We start from the raw sequence: 26,694 nt of genomic DNA on the forward strand, positions 1-26,694 counted from the left end.
CCTGACTGGCCCGGAGTGCCCCCGCCCACGGATTAGGATGGACGCCATGGCCAAGACCAGTACGACGACCCAGGGGCTTCGCGCGGCGATCGAGCGCAGCGGCTACTACCCGGCCCTCGTGGCCGAGGCGGTGGAGGCCGCTGTCGGCGGCGAGCCCGTCCGGTCGTACCTGGTCCACCAGGAGACCACGTTCGACCAGAACGAGGTCCGCCGCCATGTGACCGTCCTCGTGCTCACCGCCAACCGCTTCATCGTCAGCCACACCGACGAGCAGGCCGCCGACGGCACCTCCCCGACGCCGTACGCCACCACCTCGACCGAGTCCGTGAAGATCGGCCGGATCTCCTCCGTCGTGGTCAGCCGGGTGGTGGCCAACCCCGAGCAGTACACGCCGGGCACCCCGCCCCGCGAGGTCGTCCTCACCATCGGCTGGGGCGCGGTCAGCCGCCTCGACCTGGAGCCCGCCGCCTGCGGCGACCCGAACTGCGAGGCCGACCACGGCTACACCGGCAGCTCCACCGCCGACGACCTGAGCCTGCGGGTGAGCGAGGCCGGGGACGGCCCGGAGACCGTGCGCCAGACGCTCGCCTTCGCGCAGGCCATCTCCGAGGCGACCGCGGACGTCACCCGCTGATGTCGCAGCCCTCACCCTGGGACGCCCTGGAGCCGCTCGCCCTGTCCTCCGCGCCGCTGCCCGAGTACGGCCACGGCTCCCTCGCCGACCTGCTGCCCACCCTCGCCGCCGGTCTGGGCGTCCCCGGCATGACGCCCACCATCGCCGAGCTGACCCCGGCCGACCGGGTCTGCGTCTTCCTCGTCGACGGCCTCGGCTGGGAGCTGCTGCGCGCCCACCCCGACGAGGCGCCGTTCCTCAACTCGCTGCTGGGCAGCTCGCGCGGCGGCACCGGCCGCCCCCTCACCGCCGGTTACCCCGCGACCACCGCGACCTCGCTGGGCTCCGTCGGCACCGGTCTGCCGCCCGGCGCGCACGGCCTGCCCGGCTACACGGTGCGCGACCCCGACACCGGGCAGCTGATGAACCAGCTCCGCTGGCAGCCCTGGACCCCGCCGCACGCCTGGCAGCCGTACCCGACCGTGTTCGAGCTGGCCGACCGCGCCGGGGTGCACGCCGCCCAGGTGTCGTCGCCGCACTTCCAGAACACCCCGCTGACCAAGGTCGCGCTGAGCGGCGGCACCTTCGTCGGCAGCCTCGCCGGTGAGGAGCGCATGGACCTCGCGGCCCAGCAGCTCGCCGCCGGTGACCGCTCGCTGGTCTACACGTACTACGCCGAACTCGACGGCGCCGGACACCGCTACGGCATCGGCTCCGACACCTGGCGCGGCCAGCTCATGTACGTCGACCGGCTCGCCCAGCGCCTGGCCGAACAGCTCCCGCCGCGCAGCGCGCTCTACGTCACCGCCGACCACGGCATGATCGACATCCCCTTCGACGAGGAACACCGCATCGACTTCGACGAGGACTGGGAGCTGCGCGCCGGAGTCTCCCTCCTCGGCGGCGAGGGCCGCGCCCGGCACGTCTACGCGGTGCCCGGCGCCGCGAACGACGTGCTGACCTGCTGGCGCGAGGTGCTCGGCGACCGCTTCTGGATCGCCTCCCGCGACGAGGCGATCCGGGCGGGCTGGTTCGGCCCGCACGTGGACGAGCGGGTGTACCCGAGGATCGGTGACGTGGTCGCCGCCGCGTACGACGACGTGCTGATCACCGCCTCCGAGCGCGAGCCCAAGGAGTCGCTGATGGTCGGCAACCACGGCTCGATGACCCCGGCCGAGCAGCTCATCCCCCTCCTCGAAGTCCGTTCCTGACCCTCCCCCCACCGTGTCAACTCGCCGAAAGGTGCTCAACCCCTCATGCCCGAGCTGGTGTTCTTCTCCGGAACGATGGACTGCGGGAAGTCGACCCTGGCTCTGCAGATCGAGCACAACCGCTCGGCGCGAGGACTCCAGGGCCTGATCTTCACGCGGGACGACCGCGCGGGCGAGGGCAAGCTGTCCTCCCGCCTCGGCCTGGTCACCGACGCGGTCGAGGCGATGCCGGGCATGGACCTGTACGGCCATGTCGTGGCCCTCATGTCGCGCGGCGGCAAGGTCGACTACGTGATCGTGGACGAGGCCCAGTTCCTCGGCCCCGAGCAGATCGACCAGCTGGCCCGCGTCGTGGACGACCTGGACCTGGACGTCTTCGCCTTCGGCATCACCACCGACTTCCGCACCAAGCTCTTCCCCGGCTCCCAGCGCCTGATCGAACTCGCGGACCGGATAGAGACGCTCCAGGTCGAGGCGATGTGCTGGTGCGGCGCCCGCGCCACGCACAACGCCCGCACGGTCGGCGGCGAGATGGTCGTGGAGGGCGAGCAGGTGGTGATCGGCGACGTGAACCGCCCGGCGACCGCCGTCGGCTACGAGGTCCTGTGCCGCCGTCACCACCGCCGCCGGATGACGGCCGCGTCCACCCAGGCGGGCGCCCTGTCCCCGGACGTGCTGCCGGTGACCTCGGGCTGAACCTACCCGCGCGGCCGGGGCACCGTCCCGAGTCTGCGCGCCACACCGAACCGCGCCCCCTGCGGGTCGGCCACCGTGGCCACCCGGCCGTACGGGGTGTCGTGGGCCGGTTCCAGCAGGCGGCCGCCGAGCTCCAGCACCTGCTGGACGGTGGCGTCGGTGTCCGTCACCTCGAAGTGGGGCAGCCAGTGCGCGCCCAGGGCGCGGGGGAGGGCCTGGCCCATGCCGCGCAGGGCCACCACCGGGCGGCCGCCGCTGCGCAGGGTGATGTGGTCCGGGGCCGACGGGGGCTCCGCCTCATAGCCGAACACCCGCGCGTAGAACGTCGTCACGCGCACCGCCGACACGGTCCGCAGCTCGTTCCACGCGGGCAGGCCCGGTCCGCCGCCGCGTGGTGGGGCGGGGTGCACCCAGGCGGAGCAGAAGCCGAAGACCGCGCCGGACGGGTCGGCGGCGATGGCCACCCGGCCGTTCTCACCCGCGTCCAGCGGGCCCACCGCCACCGTGCCGCCGGACAGCCGCACCCGCTCGGCCGTGAGGTCCACGTCGTCGGAGGCGAGATAGGGCGTCCAGGCCGCCGAAAGACCGGCGTCCGGGGGCAGTTGCCCGATGACCGCCACCTCCCGGCCGCCCAGCGACGCCCGCACCGGGCGGCCGAGCGGGCCGGGCCGGAACTCCCAGCCGAACAGGGCCCCGTAGAACTCCTCGGCGGCGTCCGCCGCCCGCGTCATCAGGCTCATCCAGCACGGTGTGCCGGGCGCGTGCGCCGCTCGTGGGCCCGCCGACTCCGGTGCCTCGGTCATCGCTCACTCTCTCTCCGGTCCCTCATGGGGGCCGTGTCGCATCCGCTCCCCGCGGGCGGGGCCGGTCGACCGGCGCCCGCGTGCCCGTGCCGCCCTGGGTACGGGGCGGCGCACGGTCCGGCGGAAGGTCCGGTCGGTCGCCGTTCGCCGCACGGGCGATGACCGGCGAGTGCCGCCGAACGCACACTGTGTGCCCGATACCGTACGCCGTGTGATCGCGGCTGTCCGGCCGAGCGGAGCAGGAGGGACCGGGCGTGGCGGCCACCCCGTGCGCGAGGATGGCGCCATGACAGTCATCATCACCGCCCCCGAACTCGCCCGGGAGCTGGCCGGGCCGACCCCGCCGACGCTGCTGGACCTGCGCTGGCAGCTCAGCGCGCCGGACGCCCCCGCCTTCGACGCCCGCGCCGCCTACGAGGCCGGGCACCTCCCCGGCGCGGTCTTCGTCGACCTGGACCGGGAGCTGGCGGCGCCCCCCGGCCCGCGCGGCCGCCATCCCCTGCCGGACATCGCCGAGTTCGGCGCCGCCATGCGCCGCGCGGGCGTGTCCACCGGGACCCCGGTCGTCGTGTACGACGGCGGACAGGGCTGGGCGGCCGCCCGCGCCTGGTGGCTGCTGCGCGCGACGGGTCACCCGAACGTGAAGGTGCTCGACGGAGGGTTGACCGCTTGGGAGGGCCCGCTGTCCACGGAGGTACCCGCCCCGGCCGAGGGCGACTTCGAGCCGCTGCCGGAGCCGACCGGGGTGCTCGACGCGGACAGCGCACTCGGACTGGCGGGCTCGGGCGTGCTGCTGGACGCACGGGCGGGGGAACGGTACCGGGGCGAGGTGGAGCCCATCGACCGGGTCGGCGGGCACATTCCGGGCGCGCTGTCGGCGCCGACGACGGAGAACGTGGGCCCGGACGGCCGCTTCCTGCCCGCCGCCGACCTGCGCGACCGCTTCAAGGCGCTGGGCGTCTCCGGTGACGCGCCGGTCGGGGTCTACTGCGGCTCCGGCGTCTCCGCCGCCCACGAGGTGCTGGCCCTCGCGGTCGCGGGCATCCCGGCCGCGCTGTACGTGGGCTCCTGGTCGGAGTGGTCCAACGACCCGTCCCGTCCGATCGCGACCGGCCCCGACCCGCGCTAGGCACGACGAAAGGGGGAGCGCACTCGCGCTCCCCCTCCCCTTCGCTACTCCTGCTTCTTGCGCCGGGTCCCGAACACGATCTCGTCCCAGCTCGGCACGGCGGCCCGGCGGCCGGGGCGCACCCCGTCGGCCTCGGCCTGACGGTCCGTCGCGCCGGTCAGCCGGTCGCGGTGACTGGAGACGGCACGTGGCATGAGCACGTCCGCGTAGGCGGAACCGGCCGACGCGGCGGGCGCCGGGGGCTCCTCCTCCAGGACCTCCTCGGCAGGCTCCTCCGGGGGCTCCGGCGGCCGTTCCGGCACCACCAGGTCGCCCCGGAAGCTCGGCACGGCCTCCAACAGGCTGGTCAGGGAGTCGCGTTCGCCCGTGCTCTCCTCGACCGGCTCCGACGGCTGCGCGGGCAGGCTGGGCCGCTCGCGGTCGACCCGGTCGAGGGCGCGGTCCATGCCACGGTCGCGCGGCAGCCGCGCGATGCGGGGGACGAACGGGAAGCTGGGCTCCGGCACCGCGAGGTCGTCGGACTCGCCGATCAGCGAGCGCGCCTCGTCGTCGACGGCCTGGACGAGCCGCCGGGGCGGGTCGTACGTCCAGCTCGCCGAGTGCGGTTCGCTCGCGACCAGATAGACGAGCAGGACCTCCCAGGTGCCGTCGTCGCGGCGCCAGGAGTCCCACTGCACGGTGTCCTTCTCGGCCCCGCGCAGCAACAGCCGCTCCTGCACGGCCTCGCCGAGCGGCGGGCCCGAGTTCTCACCGGGGCGGCGGACGGGGGTCTTACGGGCGCGCTCGGCCATGAAGGCGCGCTCGGCGAGCACGGGCCCCTCGAAGCGGCGGACCCGGTCCACCGGGATACCGGCGAGCGAGGCGACCTCTTCCGCGGTGGCACCCGCTCGTATCCGCGCCTGGATGTCGCGGGGGCGGAGGTGGCTCTCCACCTCGATCTCGATCTGGCCGAGGCGGGGGCGGTCACCGCGCACGGCGGCGCGCAGCCGCTCGTCGATCGGAAGGGTGTACTCCGTCGCGTCGGCAGCCTTGAGCACCAGCCGTGTGCCGTCATTCGAGACGGCCACGACACGCAGTTCGGGCATGGGGACCTCCCGGATGGTGCCTGCCGACGTCACGTGCGTCGCTGCTTCCGCTAGTCGAGTGTGGCCTGCCCGAGCGCAACCTGCCACAACCTTGCCGAGTTGCCCGGCGTGTCGGGCGCGAGCCGAGCACCGCCGTTATGGCACGGTTACCAGTTCGCAACGCTGAGTGACGAACTCCCTCACCCTGTGCAACTCTCCCCCTCCTGGCGGCCCTGCGGGGCTTCGGACATCCCGATGGGACACCCGTGCCCAGGGCTCGCAACAGTACTCCATTCGGGCCATGCGCGTGGTTCGGCGCGCCGCTCAACTTCAGTCGGGGGGTGCGACTTGGCCGCCCATGGGCGGGTTCCGGCGGTCACCAACGTGGCGAAGTTCACGCAATCCGGCGAAACGGAACTAATGGTTTCGTTCGCACGTCCCTCACTCGTCACATGTCGACAGTTGTCGACGCCGAGCGAGGGAAAGGCAGCGGGTTCCGGGTATGCGTGAAACGCCCGATGCGGGTCGAAAGCGGTTCGACCTGAACGTCCCCCAGGTCGCGGGCAGCGCGCTCGCGGCGGTCGTGGCGGCCAAGATGGCCTCCTACTTCGGGGTGTACGGCACGATCCTGGGCGCCGGGGTGGTCAGCATCGTCGCCACCTGCGGCGGCTCGGTCTTCCAGCAGTTCTTCCGGCGCACGGGGGAGCAGTTCCGCGAGGTCAGGGACACCACCCGGCCCCGTACCGCCGTCGCCGCAGGGCACCCCGACCCCGCCGAGGGCGAGTTCGGCGCGGGGACCGTCTACCGCGCGAAGGTCAAGAGCTGGAAGCGGCCGCTGCTCGCCGCCGCGCTGGTCTTCGGCGTCACCATGGGCGGCATCACCGCCTACGAGGTGGCGTCCGGCAACAGCTTCAGCGGCGGCTCCGGCACCACCGTCAGCGACGCGGTCGGCGGCCGGAACGCCTCCCACCATCAGCGCAGGGACGAGAACCCGACCCCCGCCACCACCCCGTCCGGGACCACGGACCCGTCCGAGGGGACCCCGTCCGGGGACGGCGGCGCCAGCACGCGTCCGACGTCGCCCGAGACCACCCGGACCCCGGGCGACGGGCCGAGCACCGCGCCGAGCCAGGACGCGACGACCCCGGCCCCCACCCCGAGCGAGGGCGCCACCGAGGGGACGCCCACTACCCCAGAACCCTCCGCAAGTAGTCGTTCTGGAACAGCCGTTCCGGGTCCAGCCGGTTCCGCAACGCCGTGAACTCGGTGAAGCGCGGATACACCCCTTCGAGGTAACCGGCGTCCCGCGTGTGCACCTTCCCCCAGTGCGGACGCCCCTCGTGCGCGGTGAACACCCGCTCCGCCGCGCTGAAGTACGCCTGGTACGGGGTGCCCCGGAACATGTGCACGGCGATGTAGGCGCTGTCCCGGCCGGAGGCGGTGGACAGCGCGATGTCGTCGGCCGGGGCGGTGCGCACCTCGACCGGGAAGCTGATCCGCAGCCCCGACCGCTCGATCACCGCCTTCAGCTCCCGCAGCGTCTCGGCCAGGGCCGCGCGCGGCACCGCGTACTCCATCTCCACGAACCGCACCCGGCGCGGCGAGGTGAACACCCGGTACGGGATGTCGGTGTACGAGCGCGCCGACAGCGCCCGGCTGGAGACCCGGGCGATGGCCGGGACGGAGACGGGGGCGGCGCGCCCCACCCACTGGACCGCCTGGAAGACGCCGTTGGACAGGAACTCGTCCTCGAACCAGCCCGCCGCCCGCCCCACCGGCCGCGCGGGACCCTCGCTGCGGTTGTTGCGCTTGGTGTTGGCGCTGCCGGTGTGCGGGAACCAGTAGAACTCGAAGTGCTCGTTCTCCGCCCAGAGTTGATCGAACTCCGCCAGCACCCGGTCGAGCGGCATCGGCTCCTCGCGGGCGGTCAGCAGGAACAGCGGCTCGACGGCGAGGGTCAGCGCGGTGACCACGCCCAGCGCGCCGAGGCCGATCCGGGCGGCCGCGAAGACCTCCGGGTTCCGCTCGGCGGAGCAGGTGAGCACCGAGCCGTCGGCGGTGACGAGTTCGAGCCCCGTGATCTGCGCGGCGATGGAGCCGGACTCCCGGCCGGTGCCGTGGGTGCCGGTGCTGGTGGCCCCGGCGACGGTCTGCTCCATGATGTCGCCCATGTTGGTGAGCGAGAGCCCCTCGCGCGCCAGCGCCGCGTTGAGCCGCTTCAGCGGGGTGCCCGCCTCGACCGTGACGGTCATGGCGGCGCGGTCGATCGCGCGGATGCCGGTCAGCAGATCGGGGCGGATCAGCACCCCGTCCGTGGCGGCGACGGAGGTGAAGGAGTGCCCGGTGCCCACCGCCTTGACCCGCAGTCCCCGCTCGGCGGCCCCGCGCACCTCGGCGGCCAGCTCCTCGACCGAGGCCGGAGTCACCTGCCGGGCGGGCCGGGCGGTGACGTTGCCGCCCCAGTTACGCCAGGTTCCGTGCTTCCCGCTCGCCGTGCTGCTCAACGGTGCCTCCCCGCCCCGTGACCGGCCTGCACAGCCGGCGGTACCCGAGGAAACCGACCACCACCGCGGCGGCCCCGGCCGCGACCGGGACCCCGTACCCGGCGCGCGCGCCGGCCGCGTCGATCACCCAGCCCGCCATGGCGGAGCCGAGCGCGATCCCGACCGCCAGACCGGTGCCCACCCAGGTCATGCCCTCGGTGAGGTTCGCGCGAGGTACGTGCTGTTCGATGAGGGACATCGTCGTGATCATCGTCGGTGCGATGGACAGCCCCGCAACGAACAGTGCCACGGCCAGAAGTGCCAGGTTTCCGACCAGTAGGAGTGGGATCATACTCATGGCCATCGCGCCCACGCCCAGCAGCCACCGGCGCTGCGGCGGCCCGGAGAGGCGCAGCACGCCGAAGACCAGGCCCGCGAGGCACGATCCGGCCGCGTAGAGCGCGAGGACGACACTGGCCAAGCCCTTGTGGCCGCGTTCGTCGGCGAAGGCGACGGTCACCACGTCGATCGCGCCGAAGATCGTGCCGGTGGCCACGAAGGTCGCCACGAGCACCTGGAGTCCGGGGGAGCGCAGCGCGCTGCCCGCACCGTGGTGCTCGCGCGGGTGCGGCACCGGCTCGGTGGCGCGCTGGGCGGTCAGCCAGAAGACGCCGACGGCCAGGCAGCAGGCCGCGAGCAGCGGGCCCGCCTCCGGGAACCAGGCCGTGGACAGGCCGATGGAGATGATCGGCCCGAGGATGAAGCAGAGCTCGTCGACGACCGACTCGAACGAGTAGGCGGTGTGCAGCCTCGGGTCGCCGCCGTACAGCGCGGCCCAGCGGGACCGGATCATCGAGCCCAGGCTGGGCACCGCGCCGACCCCGGCCGCGAAGGTGAACAGCGTCCAGTCGGGCCAGCCGAAGTGCGCGGCGAGCAGCAGCCCGGTCCCGGCCGTGAGCGCCACCAGGGTCGCGGGACGCAGCACCCGGCGCTGGCCGTGCCGGTCCACCAGGCGGGAGATCCGCGGCCCGAGCACGGCGGCGGACAGCGCCATGGTGGCCGAGAGCGCGCCGGCGAGCCCGTAGCGCCCGGTGAGCTGGGAGATCATCGTGACCACGCCGATGCCCATCATCGACAGCGGCATCCGTCCGACGAGACCCGCGGCGGAGAAGCTCTTGGTACCCGGTTCGGCGAACAGGGCTCGGTAGGGGCTGGGCACGCGGGACTCCGTCTGGACTGCTCGATGAGGCGCCCTCGGTAAGGCGCGAAGAGAGTGGGTACAGCTTACAAGTTAGGTGACCCTAACGCAGCCACTCGTCGCACGGGACGAATCCTTATCAAGGCCCACTTTTCCGGCGCGCCCCCGTGCCGTTTCACCACTGTCAGTGGCGGGTGGCAGGATCGAGTCATGCCAGAAGCGCTCGATGTGACCCCTTACGACGCCCTCCTCCTGCTCTCCTTCGGCGGCCCCGAGGGGCCGGACGACGTGGTCCCGTTCCTGGAGAACGTCACGCGCGGCCGCGGCATCCCCAAGGAGCGCCTCAAGGAGGTCGGGCAGCACTACTTCCTGTTCGGCGGGGTCAGCCCCATCAACGAGCAGAACCGTGAGCTGCTGGACGCCCTGCGCAAGGACTTTGCCGACCACGGGCTGGACCTCCCGGTCTACTGGGGCAACCGCAACTGGCAGCCGTACCTCACCGACACCCTGCGCGAGATGACCGCCGACGGCCGCCGCCGCGTCCTGGTCCTCGCCACCAGCGCCTACGCCTCCTACTCGGGCTGCCGCCAGTACCGGGAGAACCTGGCCGACGCGCTCGCCACGCTGGAGGGCGAGGGGCTGACGCCCCCGATGGTCGACAAGCTGCGGCACTACTTCAACCACCCCGGCTTCATCGAGCCCATGGTCGACGGCGTACTGCGCTCGCTCGCCGACCTCCCCGAGGACGTCCGCGACGGCGCCCACCTCGCCTTCACCACCCACTCCATCCCGCTCGCCGCCGCCGACACCTCCGGCCCGGTCGAGGAGCACGGTGACGGCGGCGCCTATGTCGCCCAGCACCTCGACGTGGCCCAGCTGGTCGCCGACGCCGTCCGCGAGCGAACCGGCGTGGACCACCCCTGGCAGCTCGTCTACCAGTCCCGCTCCGGCGCCCCGCACATCCCGTGGCTGGAGCCGGACATCTGCGACCACTTGGAGGAGCGGCACGCCGCCGGGGTCCCGGCCGTCGTCATGGCCCCCATCGGCTTCGTCTCCGACCACATGGAGGTCCTCTACGACCTCGACACCGAGGCTACGGCCAAGGCGGCGGAGCTGGGCCTGCCGGTACGCCGCTCGGCCACCGTGGGCGCCGACCCCCGCTTCGCCGCCGCCGTCCGCGACCTGGTCGTGGAACGGTCCGGGACCGAGCGTGGCCGGGAGAGCACACCGTGCGCCCTGGGCGCCCTCGGCGCGAGCCACGACGTGTGCCCGATCGGCTGCTGCCCGGCCCGCGCCCCCCGCCCCGCCGCCGCGGGCGCCGACAGCCCCTACGCGTGAGGACCCCCGTGACCGACCCCCTGCACTCGGAACTGCTCCAGCTCGCCCAGGAGGCCGCCCGCCACGCGGGCGCGCTGCTGCGCGACGGGCGCCCGGCCGACCTCGCGGTGGCGGCGACCAAGTCCAGCCCGGTCGACGTCGTCACCGAGATGGACCTCGCCGCCGAGAAGCTGATCGTCGACCTGATCTCCGCCCGCCGCCCCGACGACGGGTTCCTCGGCGAGGAGGGCGCCAGCTCCGAGGGCACCAGCGGAGTCCGCTGGGTGATCGACCCGCTCGACGGCACGGTCAACTACCTGTACGGGCTGCCGACCTGGGCCGTGTCCATCGCGGCCGAGGTCGACGGGGAGACCGTGGCCGGAGTGGTCGCGGCCCCGATGCGCGGCGAGACCTACCAGGCCGTGCTCGGCGGGGGTGCCTGGGCCACCGGCGCGTGGGAGGGCGAGCGCCCGCTGGCCTGCCGTCCGCCCGCCCCGCTGGACCAGGCACTGGTCTCCACCGGCTTCAACTACGTCACCGAGGTCCGCGCCCGCCAGGCCGAGATCGCGGCCCGGCTGATCCCGCTGGTCCGGGACATCCGGCGCGGCGGCTCGGCGGCGATCGACCTGTGCGACCTCGCCTGCGGACGGCTCGACGGCTACTACGAGCGCGGGCTCAACCCGTGGGACGTGGCGGCCGGGGACCTCATCGCGCGGGAAGCGGGCGCCATGACCGGTGGACGGCCCGGAGAGCGCCCGTCGGGCGTACTGACGCTCGCGGGCACGCCGAGCGTCTTCGAGCCGCTCCAGCGGCTGCTGGGGGACTTCGGCGCCTGGCAGGACTGACCGCGCCCGGCAGGACCGATCGCGCCCGGCAGGGCCGAGAGCGCGGCACACCCGAGCGACGCGGGACCCGGGGCACTGGACGTGCCGGGTCCCGCCGGTGTTACCGGGGTCGGTCAGGCGTGGGTGACGCCGACCTCCACGCCGTGCTCGGCGGCGAGGCGGCGCAGGTCGTCCAGCTCGCCCTGCTCCACCTCGACGAGGAAGTCGTCCCCCTCGTCACGAGCCCGCGTCAGATCGGACTCGGTCGTCTTTATGCGCTGCAGAAGTCCCGTGGTGAAAGCGTCCATGCTGCGCCCCCTCGTCCTGGGTCGTGGGCCGGTGGCACGGGGTGTGCCAGGTCAATGAAGGGGCGATCATCGCCGCGGATGCCCAGCGCTGCCCTGCTGGGCGGCGACGGTGCCGGACACCCGCGCCCGCTCCGCGGAGTGATCGCGGAGTACCGCATGGTGCTGCGGCACATGCAGAGCGTGATCGCGGGGTGTAAAGCCGTCCTCCCCGCCCGCCTCCGCACGGAAACCTCGCCGACGGGAGAAATTCCGGCATTCTCGTCCCGCCACCCTCGACCCTGCGGCCCCGCACCCGGCTTACAGCCGACTTATGGCCGAAAAGGGCAGGATGGAGGCCACGATCCCACGGACGGCTCCACCCCGCCCGCGCCCCGGCGCGGCCCACGCGGGTGGACTTCAGGAAGGACTAGCGACGTGCGTGTACTCGTCGTCGAGGACGAGCAGTTGCTCGCCGATGCGGTGGCCACCGGACTGCGCCGGGAGGCCATGGCCGTCGACGTCGTGTACGACGGTGCGGCCGCCCTGGAGCGCATCGGTGTCAACGACTACGACGTGGTCGTCCTCGACCGCGACCTCCCGCTCGTGCACGGCGACGACGTCTGCCGACGGATCGTGGAGCTGGGCATGCCCACGCGCGTGCTCATGCTCACCGCCTCCGGCGACGTCAGCGACCGCGTCGAGGGCCTCGAGATCGGCGCCGACGACTACCTGCCCAAGCCGTTCGCCTTCAGCGAGCTGATCGCGCGCGTGCGCGCGCTCGGCCGCCGCACCAGCGTCCCCCTGCCCCCCGTCCTGGAGCGGGCCGGGATCAAGCTCGACCCCAACCGCCGCGAGGTCTTCCGCGACGGCAAGGAGGTCCAGCTCGCGCCCAAGGAGTTCGCGGTGCTGGAGGTGCTGATGCGCAGCGAGGGCGCCGTCGTCTCGGCCGAACAGCTGCTGGAGAAGGCATGGGACGAGAACACCGACCCCTTCACCAACGTGGTGCGGGTGACGGTGATGACGCTGCGCCGCAAACTCGGCGAACCCCCGGTGATCGTGACCGTGCCCGGCTCCGGCTACCGGATCTGATCCCCCGTGGCCGCCACCCCCGCGCCGCCCCAGGCGCCGCCGAAGCCCACCTGGGACCCCCGCCCCCAGCCGCCCTTCCCCTGGCTGCGCCCGACCATCCGGATACGGCTCACCCTGCTGTACGGCGGCATGTTCCTGATCGCGGGCATCCTGCTGCTGTCGATCATCTATCTGCTGGCCGCGCAGGCGATCAGCTCCGGCAACCAGCCGCTGTTCAAGATCGTCGGCTATCAGGACCTCCGGGTCTCCAGCGGCAACTGCCCGGTGATCAACAACACCACCAGCCTGTCGCTCCAGGACTTCAACACCGCGATCAGCCACTGCGTCGACCAGCAGCGCCAGGCGGCCCTGGACAACCTGCTCAGCCGCTCGCTGCTGGCCCTGCTGGGCCTCGCGGTGATCGCCTTCGCCTTCGGCTACGCGATGGCCGGACGGGTGCTCTCCCCGCTGGGCCGGATCACCCGCACCGCCCGTCAGGTGGCCGGGTCGGACCTGTCCCGCCGGATCGAGCTGGACGGCCCGGACGACGAGCTGAAGGAGCTGGCCGACACCTTCGACGACATGCTGGAGCGGCTCCAGCGGGCCTTCACCGCCCAGCAGCGCTTCGTCGGCAACGCCTCGCACGAGCTGCGCACCCCGCTGGCGATCAACCGCACCCTGCTGGAGGTCCACCTCTCGGACCCGAACGCCCCGGTGGAGCTGCAGCAGCTCGGCAAGACCCTGCTGGCCACCAACGAGCGCAGCGAGCAGCTGGTGGAGGGCCTGCTGCTGCTCGCCCGCAGCGACAACCAGATCGTGGAGCGGGGTCCGGTGGACCTGGCCGAGGTGGCCGGGCAGGCCATCGACCAGGTCCGCGGCGAGGCCGAGGCCCGGAGCGTGGACCTCCGCAGCGCACTGGAGCCCGCCGTGGTGCGCGGCAACGGCGTCCTGCTGGAACGCATCGCGCTCAACCTCGTACAGAACGCGGTGCGCTACAACGTGGCCCCGGACGAGACGCGGGAGGGCGAGGCTGCGGAAAGCGGCTGGGTCGAGGTCGGTACGGCGGTCCACCACGGTCGCGCGGTGCTGACCGTCTCCAACACCGGGCCGGTGGTGCCCGCCTACGAGATCGACAACCTCTTCGAGCCCTTCCGGCGGCTCCGTACGGAGCGCACGGGCAGCGACAAGGGGGTCGGGCTCGGCCTGTCCATCGTCCGGTCGGTGGCCCGCGCGCACGGCGGCCACATCTCGGCCGTCCCGCGCGAGGGAGGCGGTCTGGTGATGCGCGTGACTCTGCCGTTGTGACCTTGCTTGTCACAGATCCCGACACTCGCGGAGGATGTTCGCTTCGCGCGGAATTTTCCGAGCACCGAAAGAGGTTTTCCCTGTGTGATCAATCACATGGGCGGATTTCCAGCCATGCACTCACTGTGATCAAGAAGGGGGCCGTAAAGCCGGGAAAATCCGGGTTTTCAAGGCTCCTGATCACGGGAAGTACACGATGAGGCGCCTTTGAGGTGCGGCATCTCAACCGTGTACGGTCCTCACCGCCATCCAAGCCGATCACTCACGAGGGACCGGGTTGGGTGTCGATTGAGTAACAGACCTTGATGTGAGGCAAAATCTCCGCCTCAGGTCGGGCACAAGTCCGGCCTCTCACGCGTTACGTGCGCTGAAGACACCGCAGATACCCAGAGGGGGAGAGTGACACATGGCTACCGATTACGACACTCCACGCAAGACCGACGACGACGTCGACTCGGACAGCCTCGAGGAGCTGAAGGCCCGCCGGAACGACAAGTCCACCTCCGCGGTGGACGTCGACGAGTTCGAGGCCGCTGAGGGCCTTGAGCTGCCGGGCGCCGACCTCTCCAACGAGGAGCTGGCCGTCCGCGTGCTGCCCAAGCAGCAGGACGAGTTCACCTGCATGAGCTGCTTCCTGGTCCACCACCGCAGCCAGCTGGCCCGTGAGAAGAACGGCCAGCCGATCTGCCGCGACTGCGACTAGGGGCGGGTCGGCCGTGACTGGCTCGACCCCTCCGCGGAAGCGCCGCTTCCATCTGCCGGGAGCGGACAAAGGGCCCGTGAAGGGCTCGCACGGCACGCGTGACGACGACGAGCGGGGCCCCGCCGAACCGGGGGCCTCGCTCGAACCGGCGTCCGGGTCCGGCGCGGCCAGGACGGGGGAGTCCCCCGGCCGCGCGGAACCGCGACCGCCGGGCCGGGCCGCCGCCATGCGCACCCGGGCCCGGCTGCTGGCTCGCGAGGGCGCCCGCCGGGGCGGCACCCACGCCCGCGCGGGAATCGCCTACCTCGCCGACCGGATCATCGAACTCGCCCCGCGCGTCCCCGTACGCGACCTGGCGACGCTGCGTCGGCAGTTCCCGGGCCTCGGGCCCGAGCAGCTCGCCGACAAGCTGGTGGCCGGGGCGGCCAACGGCACCTCCACGGTCGGTGCCGGGATCGGCGCTGCCGCCATGCTCCCCGTACCGCCCGCCATGCCCACCGAGCTGGCCGCCGAGATCACCGGGGTCGCCGCGATCGAGCTGAAGCTCATCGCCGAGCTCCACGAGGTCTACGGCCTGCGCCCGCCGGGGGGCCTCCGGACCCGCAGCACCGCGTATCTGTCCTCCTGGTCGGGGGAGCGCGGGATCGACGTGATGAAGCCCGCGACCATCGACGTCGCCCTCGGCGGCCGGATGAAACGCGAACTGCGTCAGCAGATCATGAAGCGCATGGTCCGCAACCTGCCCAACCTCATGCCGTTCATGGTCGGCGCCGCCGTCGGCGCGGTCATGAACCGCCGGGACACCAGGAAGCTCGCCGAGCGCGTGCGGACCGACCTGCGCAAGAGCCAGGTGCCCTGGGGTGAGCTGCCCGATCTGCCGCCGCTGGAGGAGCCCGCGGACCCGCTGAAGATCACCGGATACCCGGAGGGCACCGGCAGTTGACGCCCCGCGCGGCTCAGGCGGCCGCGGTCTTCGCGCCCGCGATCGCCGCCGCCAGCTTCTCCGGCTCCCGCGTCGACAGGTACAGGTACGGCGTCGGGTCCTCGGGGTCGGTCACCTCGACCCGCAGCGCCGTCGGGATGTAGGCGCGCAGCAGCAGGAACGCGCGGACGTCGGCCTTGTGGGTGCGCCAGGCGCGGGCCTCCTCCGCGTCCAGCACCTCGGTCGCGCCGAGCGCCGACACCGGGATGCGGGCCTCGCCCGCGAGCAGCGCGTCGCCCACCACACGGATGCGCGGGGAGCCGTACGCGCTGGCCATCACCGCCGCGACGGCCGTGCCGCCGACCAGGCCGCCGAGCAGCGGCAGGGTGCCGAAGGGCAGCAGGATCAGGGCGAAGGAGACACCCACGAGCACGCTGATCAGCCACCACGAGCGAGGGGCGGTCAGTCGTTCTTCGTAGGGGGCGGCGGAGAGCTGCATGAGCCAAGCTTGGCACGGTGGACGGACATCCCGGACGCCGGGGCGGCGGCGTGGTGGCGGCCACAGGGCGGAGCGGTAAGGTCTGCGCCTGTGAGTTCAGCCAGCCTCCAGCCCCCCGCCGACGCGAAGCCGCCCGTGCGGCACCCCGACGCCCCCGAGCCCGGTGAGCTTCTCGGTGCCCACTACGAACACTGTTTCGGCTGCGGCCCCGGACAGCCGCACGGGCTGCACCTGGAGGCGCGCGCGGGCGACGGCGTCTCGCTGACCGCCGAGTTCACCGTCCAGCCCGCCCACCAGGGCGCCCCCGGCCTCGCGCACGGCGGCGTGCTGGCCACCGCCCTGGACGAGACCCTCGGCTCGCTGAACTGGCTGCTGCGCACCATCGCCGTCACCGGACGGCTGGAGACCGACTTCGTGGCCCCGGTGCCCGTCGGCACCGTGCTGCACCTCCAGGCCGAGGTCACCGCCGTCGCCGGACGCAAGATCTACTCCCGCGCGACCGGCCGCATCGGCGGACCTGAGGGTCCCCTCGCCGTCCGCGCGGAGGCGCTGTTCGTCGAGGTGAGGGTCGACCACTTCACCGAGCACGGCCGCGAGCAGGAGATCCAGGCCGCCATGAGCGACCCGGACCAGATCCGGCGCTCCCGCGCCTTCGAGGTGAACCCGTGAACCGGCCGCTGGACGTCTCCCTGCGCCGCATCGACCCCGACGTACCGCTTCCGGCGTACGAGCACCCCGGGGACGCCGGGGCGGATCTGCGCACCACCGAGCGTTGCGAACTGAAGCCCGGCGAGCGGGCCGTGCTGCCCACAGGTGTGGCCATCGCGCTCCCCGAGGGGTACGCGGCCTTCGTGCACCCCCGCTCGGGGCTCGCGGCCCGCTGCGGAGTAGCGCTTGTGAACGCCCCGGGGACGGTTGATGCCGGGTACCGTGGAGAGATCAAGGTGATCGTGGTGAATCTCGATCCGCGCGAGACGGTGCGGTTCGAGCGCTTCGACCGGATTGCCCAACTGGTCGTCCAGCAGGTCGAGAGGGTCCGCTTCCAGGAGGTCGCGGAACTTCCCGGTTCGGTGAGGGCCGAGGGGGGCTTCGGGTCCACCGGAGGCCATGCCTCGGTGGACGGCTAGCGCGGCACGACGGGTCCGGCCGCCGCGGGTGGCCGGGCGGGTGGGAATCGATACGCTTCGGTCGTATCCGACCGGGAAGGACAGTGACGTGTTCGGACGTCGCAACAAGAAGGGTGCCGCCGAGGGCGCGGCCGGCGAGGCCGAGCAGGTCGTCGACAGCGTCGACACCGAGGCGGAAGAGCAGACGCGGGCACGGCTCGAGCCCGAGCCGCGCCCCGACGGACCCTGGGACTCCACCGAGGTGCGCGACCCGGCCGAGGGCCGTGTCGACCTGGGCGGTCTGTTCGTCCCCGGGGTCGACGGCATGGAACTGCGGGTCGAGGTCGCCGGTGACGCGATCGTCGCCGCGACCGTCGTACTGCGCGACAGCGCCGTCCAGCTCCAGGCTTTCGCCGCTCCCAAGCGTGAGGGCATCTGGGGCGAGGTCCGCGACGAGATCGCGGGCGGCATCACCCAGCAGGGCGGCATCGTCGACGAGGTCGAGGGCCCCCTCGGCTGGGAGCTCCGCGCCCAGGTGCCGGTGCAGCTCCCCGACGGCACGGGCGGCTTCCAGGTCGTGCGGTTCATCGGCGTGGACGGCCCGCGCTGGTTCCTGCGCGGTGTGATCTCCGGCCAGGGCGCGGTGCAGCCGCAGGCGGCCGGGCTGCTGGAGCAGATCTTCCGGGACACGGTCGTGGTGCGCGGCGAGGGCCCGATGGCGCCCCGCGACCCGATCGTCCTCAAGCTGCCCAACGACGCCCAGATGGTCCCCGAGGGCGTCCAGCAGGAGGAGGGCTCCCGCTTCTCCGGCGGCATGGGCCAGCTCCAGCGCGGCCCGGAGATCACCGAGGTCCGCTGAGAAACGAGGTCCGCCGAGCGAAGAGACACCGACGAAGGGCCGTACCCCCGGGGGTACGGCCCTTCGCGCGCGTCCGAGGCGTCAGGGTTGCGTCAAAGCGTCCCGTCGCGCGGCCCCCCGTCCGCTTTGTCCGCACCGGCCGCCGTAAGGTCGACCCGGCGTAGGCGGCAGTCACCGGAAGACAATGGGGCCATGGCACGCGGCAAGCTTCGGATCTACCTCGGCGCGGCACCGGGCGTGGGCAAGACCTACGCCATGCTCGCCGAGGCCCACCGCCGCCTGGAGCGGGGCACCGACTGCGTGGTGGCGTACGTCGAACACCACGGCAGGCCCCGTACCGAGGTGCTGCTGCACGGCCTGGAGCAGGTGCCGCGCGGGCGGCTGACGCACCGGGACGTCTCCTTCGAGGAGATGGACGTCGACGCCGTACTGCGCCGCGCGCCCGCCGTCGCCCTGGTGGACGAGCTGGCGCACACCAACGTCCCCGGCTCCCGCAACACCAAGCGCTGGCAGGACGTGGAGGAACTGCTCGCCGCCGGGATCGACGTGGTCTCCACCGTCAACATCCAGCACCTGGAGTCCCTCGGGGACGTGGTCGAGTCGATCACCGGGGTCCGCCAGCGCGAGACGGTGCCCGACGAGGTGGTCCGCCGGGCCGACCAGATCGAGCTGGTCGACATGTCCCCGCAGGCCCTGCGCCGCCGGATGGCGCACGGCAACGTCTACCAGCCCGACAAGGTCGACGCGGCGCTGTCCAACTACTTCCGCCCCGGCAACCTGACCGCCCTGCGCGAGCTGGCCCTGCTGTGGGTGGCCGACCGGGTCGACGAGCACCTGAACGCCTACCGCAGCGAGCACCGGGTCTCCCGGATCTGGGGCTCCCGCGAGCGCATCGTGGTCGGCCTGACCGGCGGACCCGAGGGGCGCACCCTGATCCGCCGCGCAGCCCGGCTCGCCGAGAAGGGCGCGGGCGGCGAGGTGCTGGCGGTCTACATAGCCCGCAGCGACGGCCTCACCGCGGCCTCGCCGAAGGAACTCGCCCTCCAGCGCACCCTGGCGGAGGACCTGGGCGGCACGTTCCACCATGTGGTCGGCGACGACATACCGGCGGCCCTGCTGGCCTTCGCGCGCGGCGTCAACGCCACCCAGATCGTGCTCGGCTCCTCACGCCGCAAGACCTGGCAGTACGTCTTCGGACCCGGCGTCGGCGCCACCGTGGCCCGGGAGTCCGGGCCCGACCTCGACGTGCACATCGTCACCCACGAGGAGGTCGCCAAGGGGCGCGGACTGCCCGTGGCGCGCGGCTCCCGGCTCGGCCGGGGCCGGATCATCGCGGGCTGGGCGGCCGCGCTCGCGGGCCCGGCCGTCCTGGCGCTGCTGCTCAACGCCGTCGACCTCGGCCTCGCCAACGACATGCTGCTGTTCCTGGCCGTCACGGTCGCGGCCGCCCTGCTCGGCGGGCTGCTGCCCGCGCTCGCCTCGGCCGCGCTGGGCTCCCTGCTGCTGAACTTCTTCTACACCCCGCCCCTGCACCGGTTCACCATCTCCGACCCGCGGAACATCGTCGCCATCGCCATCTTCTTCGGCGTCGGCATGGCGGTCGCCTCCGTGGTCGACCTCGCCGCCCGGCGCACCCACCAGGCGGCCCGGCTGCGGGCCGAGTCGGAGATCCTCTCCTTCCTCGCCGGGAACGTCCTGCGCGGCGAGACCAGCCTGGAGGCGCTGCTGGAACGCGTCCGGGAGACCTTCGCCATGGAGTCCGCCGCCCTGCTGGAACGGGCGGGCGACCTGGAGCCCTGGACCTGCGCCGGGCGCGCCGGGCTCGGGCCCCCGCTGGAGCGGCCCGAGGACGCCGACGTGGACATGCCGGTCGGCGACCACATGGCGCTCGCGCTCACCGGCCGGGTGCTGCCCGCCGAGGACCGCCGGGTCCTGGCCGCCTTCGCCACGCAGGCCGCCGTCGTCCTCGACCGGCGCCGCCTGAAGGCCGAGGCCGACCGGGCGGGCGCGCTCGCCGAGGGCAACCGCATCCGCACCGCCCTGCTCGCCGCCGTCAGCCACGACCTGCGCACCCCGCTCGCCGGGATCAAGGCCGCCGTCTCCTCCCTGCGCTCCGACGACGTGGCCTGGTCGGAGGAGGACCGGGCCGAGCTGCTGGAGGGCATCGAGGAGGGCGCCGACCGGCTCGACCACCTGGTGGGCAACCTGCTCGACATGTCCCGCCTCCAGACCGGCACCGTCACCCCGCTGATCCGCGAGATCGACGTGGACGAGGTGGTGCCGATGGCGCTGGTCGGCGTCCCCGAGGACAGCGTCGGCCTGGACGTGCCCGAGACGCTGCCCATGGTCGCCGTCGACCCCGGCCTGCTGGAGCGTTCGGTCGCCAACCTGGTGGAGAACGCCGTCAAGTACAGCCCGCCCGGCCAGCGCGTCACCGTGTCCGCCAGTGCCCTGGTGGACCGGGTCGAGGTGCGGGTCGTGGACCGGGGGCCCGGCGTGCCGGACGACGCGAAGGACCGTATCTTCGAGCCGTTCCAGCGGTACGGCGACGCCCCGCGCGGCGCCGGGGTCGGACTCGGCCTCGCGGTGGCCCGTGGCTTCGCCGAGGCCATGGACGGCACCCTGACCGCCGAGGACACCCCCGGCGGCGGACTCACCATGGTGCTCAGCCTCCGCGCCGCCCGGCCCCGACCCGAGCCCCCGCACACGGGGCAGGACACCGCAGAACAGGAAAGGCAGCCGCAATGACCAGGGTGCTGGTGGTCGACGACGAACCGCAGATCACGCGGGCCCTCGTGATCAACCTCAAGGCGCGCTCGTACGACGTCGACGCGGCCCCCGACGGCCGCACCGCGCTGCAGCTCGCCGCCTCCCGCCACCCCGACGTGATCGTCCTGGACCTGGGCCTGCCCGACATGGACGGCGTCGAGGTGATCCGGGGCCTGCGCGGCTGGACCCGGGTGCCCATCCTGGTGCTGTCCGCCCGCCACTCCTCCGACGAGAAGGTCGAGGCGCTGGACGCGGGCGCCGACGACTACGTCACCAAGCCCTTCGGCATGGACGAACTGCTGGCCCGGCTGCGGGCCGCCGTGCGCCGGGCCGAGCCGGTCGGGCCCGGCGAGGACGACGTGATCACCGTGGAGACGGACGGCTTCACCGTCGACCTGGCCGCCAAGAAGGTCGACCGCGCGGGCCGGGACGTACGGCTCACCCCGACCGAGTGGCACCTGCTGGAGGTGCTGGTGCGCAACACCGGCCGCCTGGTCGGCCAGAAACAGCTGCTGCGGGAGGTCTGGGGGCCCTCCTACGGCACCGAGACCAACTACCTGCGCGTCTACATGGCCCAGCTCCGCCGCAAGCTGGAGGCCGACCCCGCGCACCCCCGGCACTTCATCACCGAACCCGGCATGGGCTACCGCTTCGAGAAGTGAACCGGTGTTCGATCAAGCCCCGCTGGAGTACGGCCTCACGGGCACACCCCGGTAGGCTTCAGATATGAGTGGCGTTCCTCGTTCCGAAAAGCCGGCAGGCCGGTTCCGCCGCATGCTGGACCGGCTCTCCACCTCGCAGGAGGACCTGGAGTCGGAGGAGCTGCGGGAGGACACCGAGACCGCGGGCTGCACCCGGATCGGCGACTGCCACGACCGGCAGATCGTCACCGTGACTGGTACCTTGCGCACGGTCACCCTGCGGCCGAGGGCCGGTGTACCGGCGCTGGAGGCGGAGCTGTTCGACGGCACCGCCGCGCTGGACGTGGTGTGGCTGGGCAGGCGCTCCATCACGGGCATAGAACCGGGACGCAAGCTGATCGCGTCGGGCCGGATCTCGATGAGCCGGGGCCGCCGCGTGCTGTTCAACCCGAAATACGAACTGCGACCCCTCGGACGGGAGTAGCCGGTGACGTCCCTCGACAAGCCGACCCAAGACGCCGGACAGAGCCCGCCGGACGGCGCCCGCGAGGCGGCGGAGGCCCACGATTCCCGGGCGGTCACCGAGGCCGCGCTGTTCGAGGCGTTCGGCGGCGTCCGCGGCATGGTCGAGACCGTGCTGCCCGGCCTGCTCTTCGTCACGATCTACACGATCAACAAGGACCTGCACCTCTCCGCGATCGCCGCGCTCGGCGTCGCGGTGGTCATGCTCGTGGTCCGGCTGGTGCGCAAGGACACCGTCAAGCACGCCTTCAGCGGTGTCTTCGGGGTGGCCTTCGGTGTCGTGTTCGCCATGTTCACGGGCAACGCCAAGGACTTCTACCTGCCCGGCATGCTCTACACCCTGGGCCTGGCGCTCGCGTACATCATCACGACCCTCGCCGGGGTGCCGCTGATCGGCCTGATGCTGGGCCCGGTGTTCAAGGAGAACCTCTCCTGGCGCACCCGCAACCCCGGCCGCAAGAAGGCGTACACCAAGGCCAGTTGGGCCTGGGGCCTGATCCTGCTCGCCAAGTGCGCGATCCTCTTCCCGCTCTACTGGTGGGCCGACACCACCCAGCTCGGCTGGATCCTGGTCATCCTGAAGATCCCGCCCTTCCTGCTGGCGGTCTGGCTCACCTGGGTCTTCCTCGCCAAGGCGCCGCCGCCGATCGACGTGTTCGCCGAGATGGAGGCCGCCGAGAAGGCGGAGGAGGCCGAGAAGGCCGCGAAGGCCGAGCGGGCCGCGGAGAACGGCGAGTCCACGGCGGGACGGCACCGCAGGGACGCGTAGCCGCTCCACATATGAAGAACCCCCACCTCCGGACATCCGCAGGTGGGGGTTCTTCATATGTGGCCTCAGGCGGTGTCGCGGCGGACCGACAGCAGGTCCTCCAGCTGCTCCTCGCGGGCCTGCGCGGCCACGAAGAGGAGTTCGTCGCCCGCCTCCAGGGAGTCCTCCTTGGACGGCGTCAGCACGCGGGTGCCGCGGATGATGGTGACCAGGCTGGTGTCCTCGGGCCACTCCACGTCCCCGACCTGGGTGCCGGCCAGCGCCGACTCCTCGGGCAGGGTCAGCTCCACCAGGTTGGCGTCGCCGTGGCTGAAGCGCAGCAGCCGGACCAGGTCGCCGACGCTCACCGCCTCCTCGACCAGGGCGGACATCAGACGCGGCGTGGAGACGGCCACGTCCACGCCCCAGGACTCGTTGAAGAGCCACTCGTTCTTGGGGTTGTTCACCCGGGCGACGACGCGCGGGACGCCGTACTCCGTCTTGGCGAGCAGCGAGACGACCAGGTTGACCTTGTCGTCGCCGGTCGCGGCGATCACGACGTTGCAGCGCTGCAGCGCGGCCTCGTCCAGGGCCGTGATCTCACAGGCGTCGGCCAGCAGCCACTCCGCCTGCGGCACCCGCTCCACCGAGATGGCGGTCGGCGCCTTGTCGATCAGCAGGACCTCGTGGCCGTTCTCCAGCAGTTCCGCCGCGATCGAGCGGCCGACCGCCCCGGCTCCGGCAATGGCGACCCTCATCAGTGACCGCCCTCCTCTTCGGGGCCCTCGGCGAACGCCGCCTCGACCTTCTCGACCTCGTCCGTCCGCATCATCACGTGCACCAGGTCGCCTTCCTGGAGGACCGTCTGCGACGTGGGCAGCACGGCCTCACCCAGCCGGGTCAGGAACGCCACGCGGACGCCCGTCTCCTCCTGGAGCTTGCTGATCTTGTGGCCGACCCACTTCGCGGAGGCGTGCACCTCGGCGAGCTGCACCCCACCGGTGGGATCGCGCCACAGCGGCTCCGCGCCCGAGGGCAGCAGCCTGCGCAGCATCTGGTCGGCGGTCCAGCGGACGGTGGCGACGGTCGGGATGCCCAGGCGCTGGTACACCTCGGCACGGCGGGGGTCGTAGATCCGGGCGGCCACGTTCTCCACGCCGAACATCTCGCGGGCCACCCGGGCGGAGATGATGTTGGAGTTGTCACCGCTGGAGACCGCGGCGAAGGCGCCCGCCTCCTCGATGCCCGCCTCGCGCAGGGTGTCCTGGTCGAAGCCGACACCGGTGACCCGGCGGCCGCCGAACCCCGGCCCCAGCCTGCGGAAGGCGGTGGGGTCCCGGTCGATCACCGCGACCGTGTGGCCCTGTTGCTCCAGGGTCTGGGCGAGAGCGGAACCCACTCTGCCGCAGCCCATGATGACGATGTGCACGACCGTCCTTCCGGTGTCCAAAAGTTGCTGCTCGGCATCAGGGTCTCAGACCTGGGCCCAAAGCTGCACACGCGCGTGCGCGGTACCCGGTGTCAACCCACCGTGACGGCGTTCATCTGCGCTGTTCCGTGACGGTGGTCACCCCCGGAGCCCGGCGCCGAGTGATGCTGCGCACGCTGTAGCAGGTGAGGACGGCGAGGCCGGCCAGGGCGAGCACGGCCCCGAGCAGCTCAGCGGCGGCGGGCATGGGACCTCCGAAGTGCGATGACGGGCCGGGGCTGACATCTAGGCACGGGGGCGCGCACACCCGGCACACCCCACTTCCGCACGCCCCCGATTTCACTCGTGAGGCAGAACGCGGCCACCGGGTGGGCGGGTGCCTGTTCGAACCCTTACGATCCTCTCTCGTGTCCAAACTGACCGACGTGCCCAAACGGATCCTGATCGGGCGCGCACTGCGCAGCGATCGGCTGGGCGAGACGCTCCTTCCGAAGCGCATCGCCCTCCCCGTCTTCGCCTCCGACCCGCTGTCCTCCGTCGCCTACGCGCCGGGGGAGGTTCTGCTGGTCCTGTCCATCGCGGGTGTGTCGGCCTACCACTTCAGCCCCTGGATCGCGGTCGCGGTCGTCGTGCTGATGTTCACGGTGGTCGCCTCCTACCGGCAGAACGTGCACGCCTACCCCAGCGGCGGCGGCGACTACGAGGTGGCGAACACCAACCTCGGCCCCCGGGCCGGGCTCACCGTCGCCAGCGCCCTGCTGGTCGACTACGTGCTGACCGTCGCCGTGTCCATCACCTCGGGCATCGAGAACCTGGGCTCCGCGGTCCCGTTCGTGGTCGAGCACAAGGTGCTGTGCGCGTCGGCCGTGATCGTCCTGCTGACGCTGATGAACCTGCGCGGCATGAAGGAGTCCGGCAAACTCTTCGCCATCCCGACCTACGTGTTCGTCGGCGGCGTCTTCATCATGATCGCGTGGGGTGCCTTCCGTGGGCTGGTCCTCGGCGACACCATGCGCGCCCCGACGGCCGACTTCCACATCAGGGCCGAGCACCAGGGCCTCGCGGGCTTCGCGCTGGTCTTCCTGCTGCTGCGGGCGTTCTCCTCCGGCTGTGCCGCGCTCACCGGCGTGGAGGCCATCTCCAACGGCGTCCCCGCCTTCCGCAAGCCCAAGTCGAAGAACGCGGCGACCACGCTCTCCATGATGGGCCTGCTGGCCGTCACCATGTTCTGCGGCATCATCGCCCTCGCCATGACCACCAAGGTCCGCATGGCCGAGTTCCCGGCGACCGACCTGCTGCGCGACGGCGTGCCCATCGGCTCCGGCTACGTCCAGAACCCGGTGATCTCCCAGGTCGCCGAGGCGGTGTTCGGCAAGGGCAGCTTCCTGTTCATCGTCCTCGCGGCGGCGACGGCCCTGGTCCTCTTCCTCGCGGCGAACACCGCGTACAACGGCTTCCCGCTGCTCGGCTCGATCCTGGCGCAGGACCGCTATCTGCCCCGCCAGCTGCACACCCGCGGCGACCGCCTGGCGTTCTCCAACGGCATCGTGCTGCTCGCCGGCACGGCCACGCTGCTGGTGGTCATCTACGGGGCCGACTCCACGCGGCTGATCCAGCTGTACATCGTCGGCGTGTTCGTGTCCTTCACCCTCAGCCAGACCGGCATGGTGCGGCACTGGAACCGGCACCTCGCCGCCGAGAAGAACCCGGCCGAGCGCAGCCGGATGAAGCGGGCCCGCGCGATCAACACCTTCGGCGCCTTCTTCACCGGCCTGGTGCTGGTCGTCGTGCTGGTCACCAAGTTCACCCACGGCGCCTGGGTCGCCCTGCTGGGCATGTGCATCTTCTACGCGACGATGACCGCGATCCGTAAGCACTACGACCGGGTCGCCGACGAGATCTCCGCCATCGACGGCCCCACCGACGACAGCGTGCGCCCCTCCCGCGTGCACTCCCTGGTCCTGGTCTCCAAGATCCACCGCCCGACCCTGCGCGCCCTGGCGTACGCCAAGCTGATGCGCTCCGACACCCTGGAGGCGCTCACCGTCAACGTCGACCCGGCGGAGACGAAGGCGCTGCGCGGGGAGTGGGAGCGGCGTGGGATCGACGTACCGCTGAAGGTGCTGGACTCGCCGTACCGCGAGATCACGCGGCCGATCATCGAGTACGTCAAGAACCTCCGCAAGGAGTCCCCGCGCGACGCGGTGTCGGTGATCATCCCGGAGTACGTGGTGGGTCACTGGTACGAGCATCTGCTGCACAACCAGAGCGCCCTGCGGCTCAAGGGCCGACTGCTGTTCACGCCCGGTGTGATGGTCACCTCGGTGCCGTACCAGCTGGAGTCCTCCCAGGTGGCCCGCGACCGGGCCCGCAGGCGCCAGAACTGGAGCGCGCCGGGCGCGGTACGACGCGGACCGGCCGAGCGGCCGAAGGACGGGGCGGGCGCGAAGGAGTGACGGAAGGACGGGGCGGGCGCCGAGGAGTGACGGAGGGGGCGC

27 protein-coding genes and 1 pseudogene are annotated in these 26,694 nt (G+C 72.3%); 19 read left to right on the forward strand and 9 right to left on the reverse strand.

Translation table 11 applies throughout. The annotated features are described in order from the left end of the window. Positions 1 to 37 precede the first annotated feature (37 nt). From ACIPPM_RS00500 to ACIPPM_RS00510, 3 genes are read left to right on the forward strand one after another with little or no spacing between them, the layout of a single operon-like run. Positions 38 to 634 (forward strand): DUF5998 family protein, encoded by a 597-nt coding sequence (locus ACIPPM_RS00500; RefSeq protein ID WP_389006210.1) that lies wholly within the window; start codon positions 38 to 40, stop codon positions 632 to 634. Then, the gene (locus tag ACIPPM_RS00505) at positions 634 to 1,824 is read left to right on the forward strand and encodes an alkaline phosphatase family protein (RefSeq protein WP_401441719.1); all 1,191 of its coding nucleotides are present in this window, start codon (positions 634 to 636) and stop codon (positions 1,822 to 1,824) included. The genes ACIPPM_RS00500 and ACIPPM_RS00505 overlap by 1 nt, the downstream gene beginning before the upstream one ends. A 45-nt stretch (positions 1,825 to 1,869) precedes the next feature. Beyond that, positions 1,870 to 2,520: a thymidine kinase gene (locus ACIPPM_RS00510; RefSeq protein WP_401441720.1), complete on the forward strand. Its 651-nt coding sequence runs from the start codon at positions 1,870 to 1,872 to the stop codon at positions 2,518 to 2,520. Positions 2,521 to 2,522: 2 nt separating this feature from the next. Here the strand turns inward: ACIPPM_RS00510 and ACIPPM_RS00515 are convergent, their stop codons facing one another. Next, entirely contained in the window at positions 2,523 to 3,323 is an 801-nt protein-coding gene (locus tag ACIPPM_RS00515) for a VOC family protein (protein ID WP_401441721.1), read from the reverse strand. Between the two features lie 286 nt (positions 3,324 to 3,609). Here ACIPPM_RS00515 and ACIPPM_RS00520 point away from each other — a divergent pair, with 286 nt between their 5' ends. Then, entirely contained in the window at positions 3,610 to 4,452 is an 843-nt protein-coding gene (locus tag ACIPPM_RS00520) for a sulfurtransferase (protein WP_401441722.1), read from the forward strand. A gap of 44 nt (positions 4,453 to 4,496) precedes the next feature. Here ACIPPM_RS00520 and sepH read toward each other — a convergent pair whose 3' ends face one another. Beyond that, entirely contained in the window at positions 4,497 to 5,537 is a 1,041-nt protein-coding gene (gene sepH / locus ACIPPM_RS00525) for a septation protein SepH (RefSeq protein ID WP_401441723.1), read from the reverse strand. Positions 5,538 to 6,018: 481 nt separating this feature from the next. On the opposite strand from sepH, the gene ACIPPM_RS00530 reads away from it, so the two are divergent. Beyond that, complete coding sequence (locus ACIPPM_RS00530; protein WP_401441724.1) at positions 6,019 to 6,777, forward strand: hypothetical protein; 759 nt, start codon at positions 6,019 to 6,021, stop codon at positions 6,775 to 6,777. Here ACIPPM_RS00530 and ACIPPM_RS00535 read toward each other — a convergent pair. Both ACIPPM_RS00535 and ACIPPM_RS00540 read right to left on the reverse strand, forming a co-directional pair. Beyond that, on the reverse strand, positions 6,704 to 8,020 hold the full coding sequence (locus ACIPPM_RS00535; protein ID WP_401441725.1) for a D-arabinono-1,4-lactone oxidase: 1,317 nt from the start codon (positions 8,018 to 8,020) through the stop codon (positions 6,704 to 6,706). The genes ACIPPM_RS00530 and ACIPPM_RS00535 overlap by 74 nt on opposite strands. Then, a complete protein-coding gene (locus tag ACIPPM_RS00540) occupies positions 7,980 to 9,218 on the reverse strand; it encodes an MFS transporter (protein ID WP_401441726.1) in 1,239 nt (412 codons plus the stop codon). Before ACIPPM_RS00540 ends, ACIPPM_RS00535 begins: the two co-directional genes overlap by 41 nt. A gap of 189 nt (positions 9,219 to 9,407) precedes the next feature. On the opposite strand from ACIPPM_RS00540, the gene ACIPPM_RS00545 reads away from it, so the two are divergent. Further along, entirely contained in the window at positions 9,408 to 10,535 is a 1,128-nt protein-coding gene (locus ACIPPM_RS00545; RefSeq protein WP_401441727.1) for a ferrochelatase, read from the forward strand. An 8-nt stretch (positions 10,536 to 10,543) separates the two neighbouring features. Beyond that, on the forward strand, positions 10,544 to 11,359 hold the full coding sequence (locus ACIPPM_RS00550; RefSeq protein WP_401441728.1) for an inositol monophosphatase family protein: 816 nt from the start codon (positions 10,544 to 10,546) through the stop codon (positions 11,357 to 11,359). Positions 11,360 to 11,472: 113 nt separating this feature from the next. Here ACIPPM_RS00550 and ACIPPM_RS00555 read toward each other — a convergent pair whose 3' ends face one another. After that, on the reverse strand, positions 11,473 to 11,646 hold the full coding sequence (locus ACIPPM_RS00555; RefSeq protein WP_389006231.1) for a hypothetical protein: 174 nt from the start codon (positions 11,644 to 11,646) through the stop codon (positions 11,473 to 11,475). 414 nt (positions 11,647 to 12,060) lie between these two features. Here ACIPPM_RS00555 and ACIPPM_RS00560 point away from each other — a divergent pair, with 414 nt between their 5' ends. The 4 genes from ACIPPM_RS00560 (at position 12,061) to ACIPPM_RS00575 (ending at position 15,644) form a co-directional block, all read left to right on the forward strand. After that, complete coding sequence (locus ACIPPM_RS00560) at positions 12,061 to 12,714, forward strand: response regulator transcription factor (protein ID WP_007387794.1); 654 nt, start codon at positions 12,061 to 12,063, stop codon at positions 12,712 to 12,714. A 6-nt stretch (positions 12,715 to 12,720) separates the two neighbouring features. Further along, on the forward strand, positions 12,721 to 13,998 hold the full coding sequence (locus ACIPPM_RS00565; protein WP_401441729.1) for a sensor histidine kinase: 1,278 nt from the start codon (positions 12,721 to 12,723) through the stop codon (positions 13,996 to 13,998). Positions 13,999 to 14,404: 406 nt separating this feature from the next. Continuing rightward, complete coding sequence (locus tag ACIPPM_RS00570; protein ID WP_005481602.1) at positions 14,405 to 14,701, forward strand: DUF4193 domain-containing protein; 297 nt, start codon at positions 14,405 to 14,407, stop codon at positions 14,699 to 14,701. A 13-nt stretch (positions 14,702 to 14,714) separates the two neighbouring features. Next, positions 14,715 to 15,644, forward strand: coding sequence for a hypothetical protein (locus ACIPPM_RS00575; protein WP_401441730.1), 930 nt, complete (start codon positions 14,715 to 14,717; stop codon positions 15,642 to 15,644). A 13-nt stretch (positions 15,645 to 15,657) separates the two neighbouring features. Here the strand turns inward: ACIPPM_RS00575 and ACIPPM_RS00580 are convergent, their stop codons facing one another. Further along, on the reverse strand, positions 15,658 to 16,122 hold the full coding sequence (locus tag ACIPPM_RS00580; protein WP_393592430.1) for a DUF3093 domain-containing protein: 465 nt from the start codon (positions 16,120 to 16,122) through the stop codon (positions 15,658 to 15,660). A gap of 90 nt (positions 16,123 to 16,212) precedes the next feature. Between ACIPPM_RS00580 and ACIPPM_RS00585 the strand changes: the two genes are divergently transcribed. From ACIPPM_RS00585 to ACIPPM_RS00615, 7 genes and pseudogenes are all read left to right on the forward strand, one after another. Continuing rightward, positions 16,213 to 16,791, forward strand: a complete 579-nt coding sequence (locus ACIPPM_RS00585; RefSeq protein WP_401441731.1) for a PaaI family thioesterase — start codon at positions 16,213 to 16,215, stop codon at positions 16,789 to 16,791. Further along, positions 16,788 to 17,336: pseudogene (dut, locus tag ACIPPM_RS00590) on the forward strand (dUTP diphosphatase). Before ACIPPM_RS00585 ends, dut begins: the two are co-directional and overlap by 4 nt. 1 nt (position 17,337) lies before the next feature. Then, on the forward strand, positions 17,338 to 18,087 hold the full coding sequence (locus tag ACIPPM_RS00595) for a DUF3710 domain-containing protein (protein ID WP_401441732.1): 750 nt from the start codon (positions 17,338 to 17,340) through the stop codon (positions 18,085 to 18,087). 192 nt (positions 18,088 to 18,279) lie between these two features. Continuing rightward, entirely contained in the window at positions 18,280 to 20,835 is a 2,556-nt protein-coding gene (locus tag ACIPPM_RS00600; RefSeq protein WP_401441733.1) for an ATP-binding protein, read from the forward strand. Beyond that, positions 20,832 to 21,518: a response regulator gene (locus tag ACIPPM_RS00605; protein WP_401441734.1), complete on the forward strand. Its 687-nt coding sequence runs from the start codon at positions 20,832 to 20,834 to the stop codon at positions 21,516 to 21,518. Before ACIPPM_RS00600 ends, ACIPPM_RS00605 begins: the two co-directional genes overlap by 4 nt. A 64-nt stretch (positions 21,519 to 21,582) precedes the next feature. Then, positions 21,583 to 21,981 carry an OB-fold nucleic acid binding domain-containing protein gene (locus tag ACIPPM_RS00610; protein ID WP_078858303.1) on the forward strand — a complete coding sequence of 133 codons (399 nt, stop codon included), beginning with the start codon at positions 21,583 to 21,585 and terminating at the stop codon, positions 21,979 to 21,981. 3 nt (positions 21,982 to 21,984) lie between these two features. Next, positions 21,985 to 22,788, forward strand: a complete 804-nt coding sequence (locus ACIPPM_RS00615) for a DUF3159 domain-containing protein (RefSeq protein ID WP_401441735.1) — start codon at positions 21,985 to 21,987, stop codon at positions 22,786 to 22,788. Between the two features lie 65 nt (positions 22,789 to 22,853). On the opposite strand, the gene ACIPPM_RS00620 is transcribed toward ACIPPM_RS00615, so the two are convergent. The 3 genes from ACIPPM_RS00620 to ACIPPM_RS00630 form a co-directional block, all read right to left on the reverse strand. Beyond that, a complete protein-coding gene (locus ACIPPM_RS00620; protein ID WP_389006248.1) occupies positions 22,854 to 23,525 on the reverse strand; it encodes a potassium channel family protein in 672 nt (223 codons plus the stop codon). Beyond that, positions 23,525 to 24,196 carry a TrkA family potassium uptake protein gene (locus ACIPPM_RS00625; RefSeq protein ID WP_217464924.1) on the reverse strand — a complete coding sequence of 224 codons (672 nt, stop codon included), beginning with the start codon at positions 24,194 to 24,196 and terminating at the stop codon, positions 23,525 to 23,527. The genes ACIPPM_RS00620 and ACIPPM_RS00625 overlap by 1 nt, the downstream gene beginning before the upstream one ends. A 112-nt stretch (positions 24,197 to 24,308) precedes the next feature. Then, positions 24,309 to 24,443: a hypothetical protein gene (locus tag ACIPPM_RS00630; protein ID WP_389006250.1), complete on the reverse strand. Its 135-nt coding sequence runs from the start codon at positions 24,441 to 24,443 to the stop codon at positions 24,309 to 24,311. A gap of 160 nt (positions 24,444 to 24,603) precedes the next feature. On the opposite strand from ACIPPM_RS00630, the gene ACIPPM_RS00635 reads away from it, so the two are divergent. Beyond that, positions 24,604 to 26,652, forward strand: a complete 2,049-nt coding sequence (locus ACIPPM_RS00635) for an APC family permease (RefSeq protein ID WP_401441736.1) — start codon at positions 24,604 to 24,606, stop codon at positions 26,650 to 26,652. Positions 26,653 to 26,694 lie beyond the last annotated feature (42 nt).

Origin of the sequence: Streptomyces sp. NPDC090119 (assembly GCF_044747085.1) — a bacterium.
GTDB lineage: Bacteria > Actinomycetota > Actinomycetes > Streptomycetales > Streptomycetaceae > Streptomyces.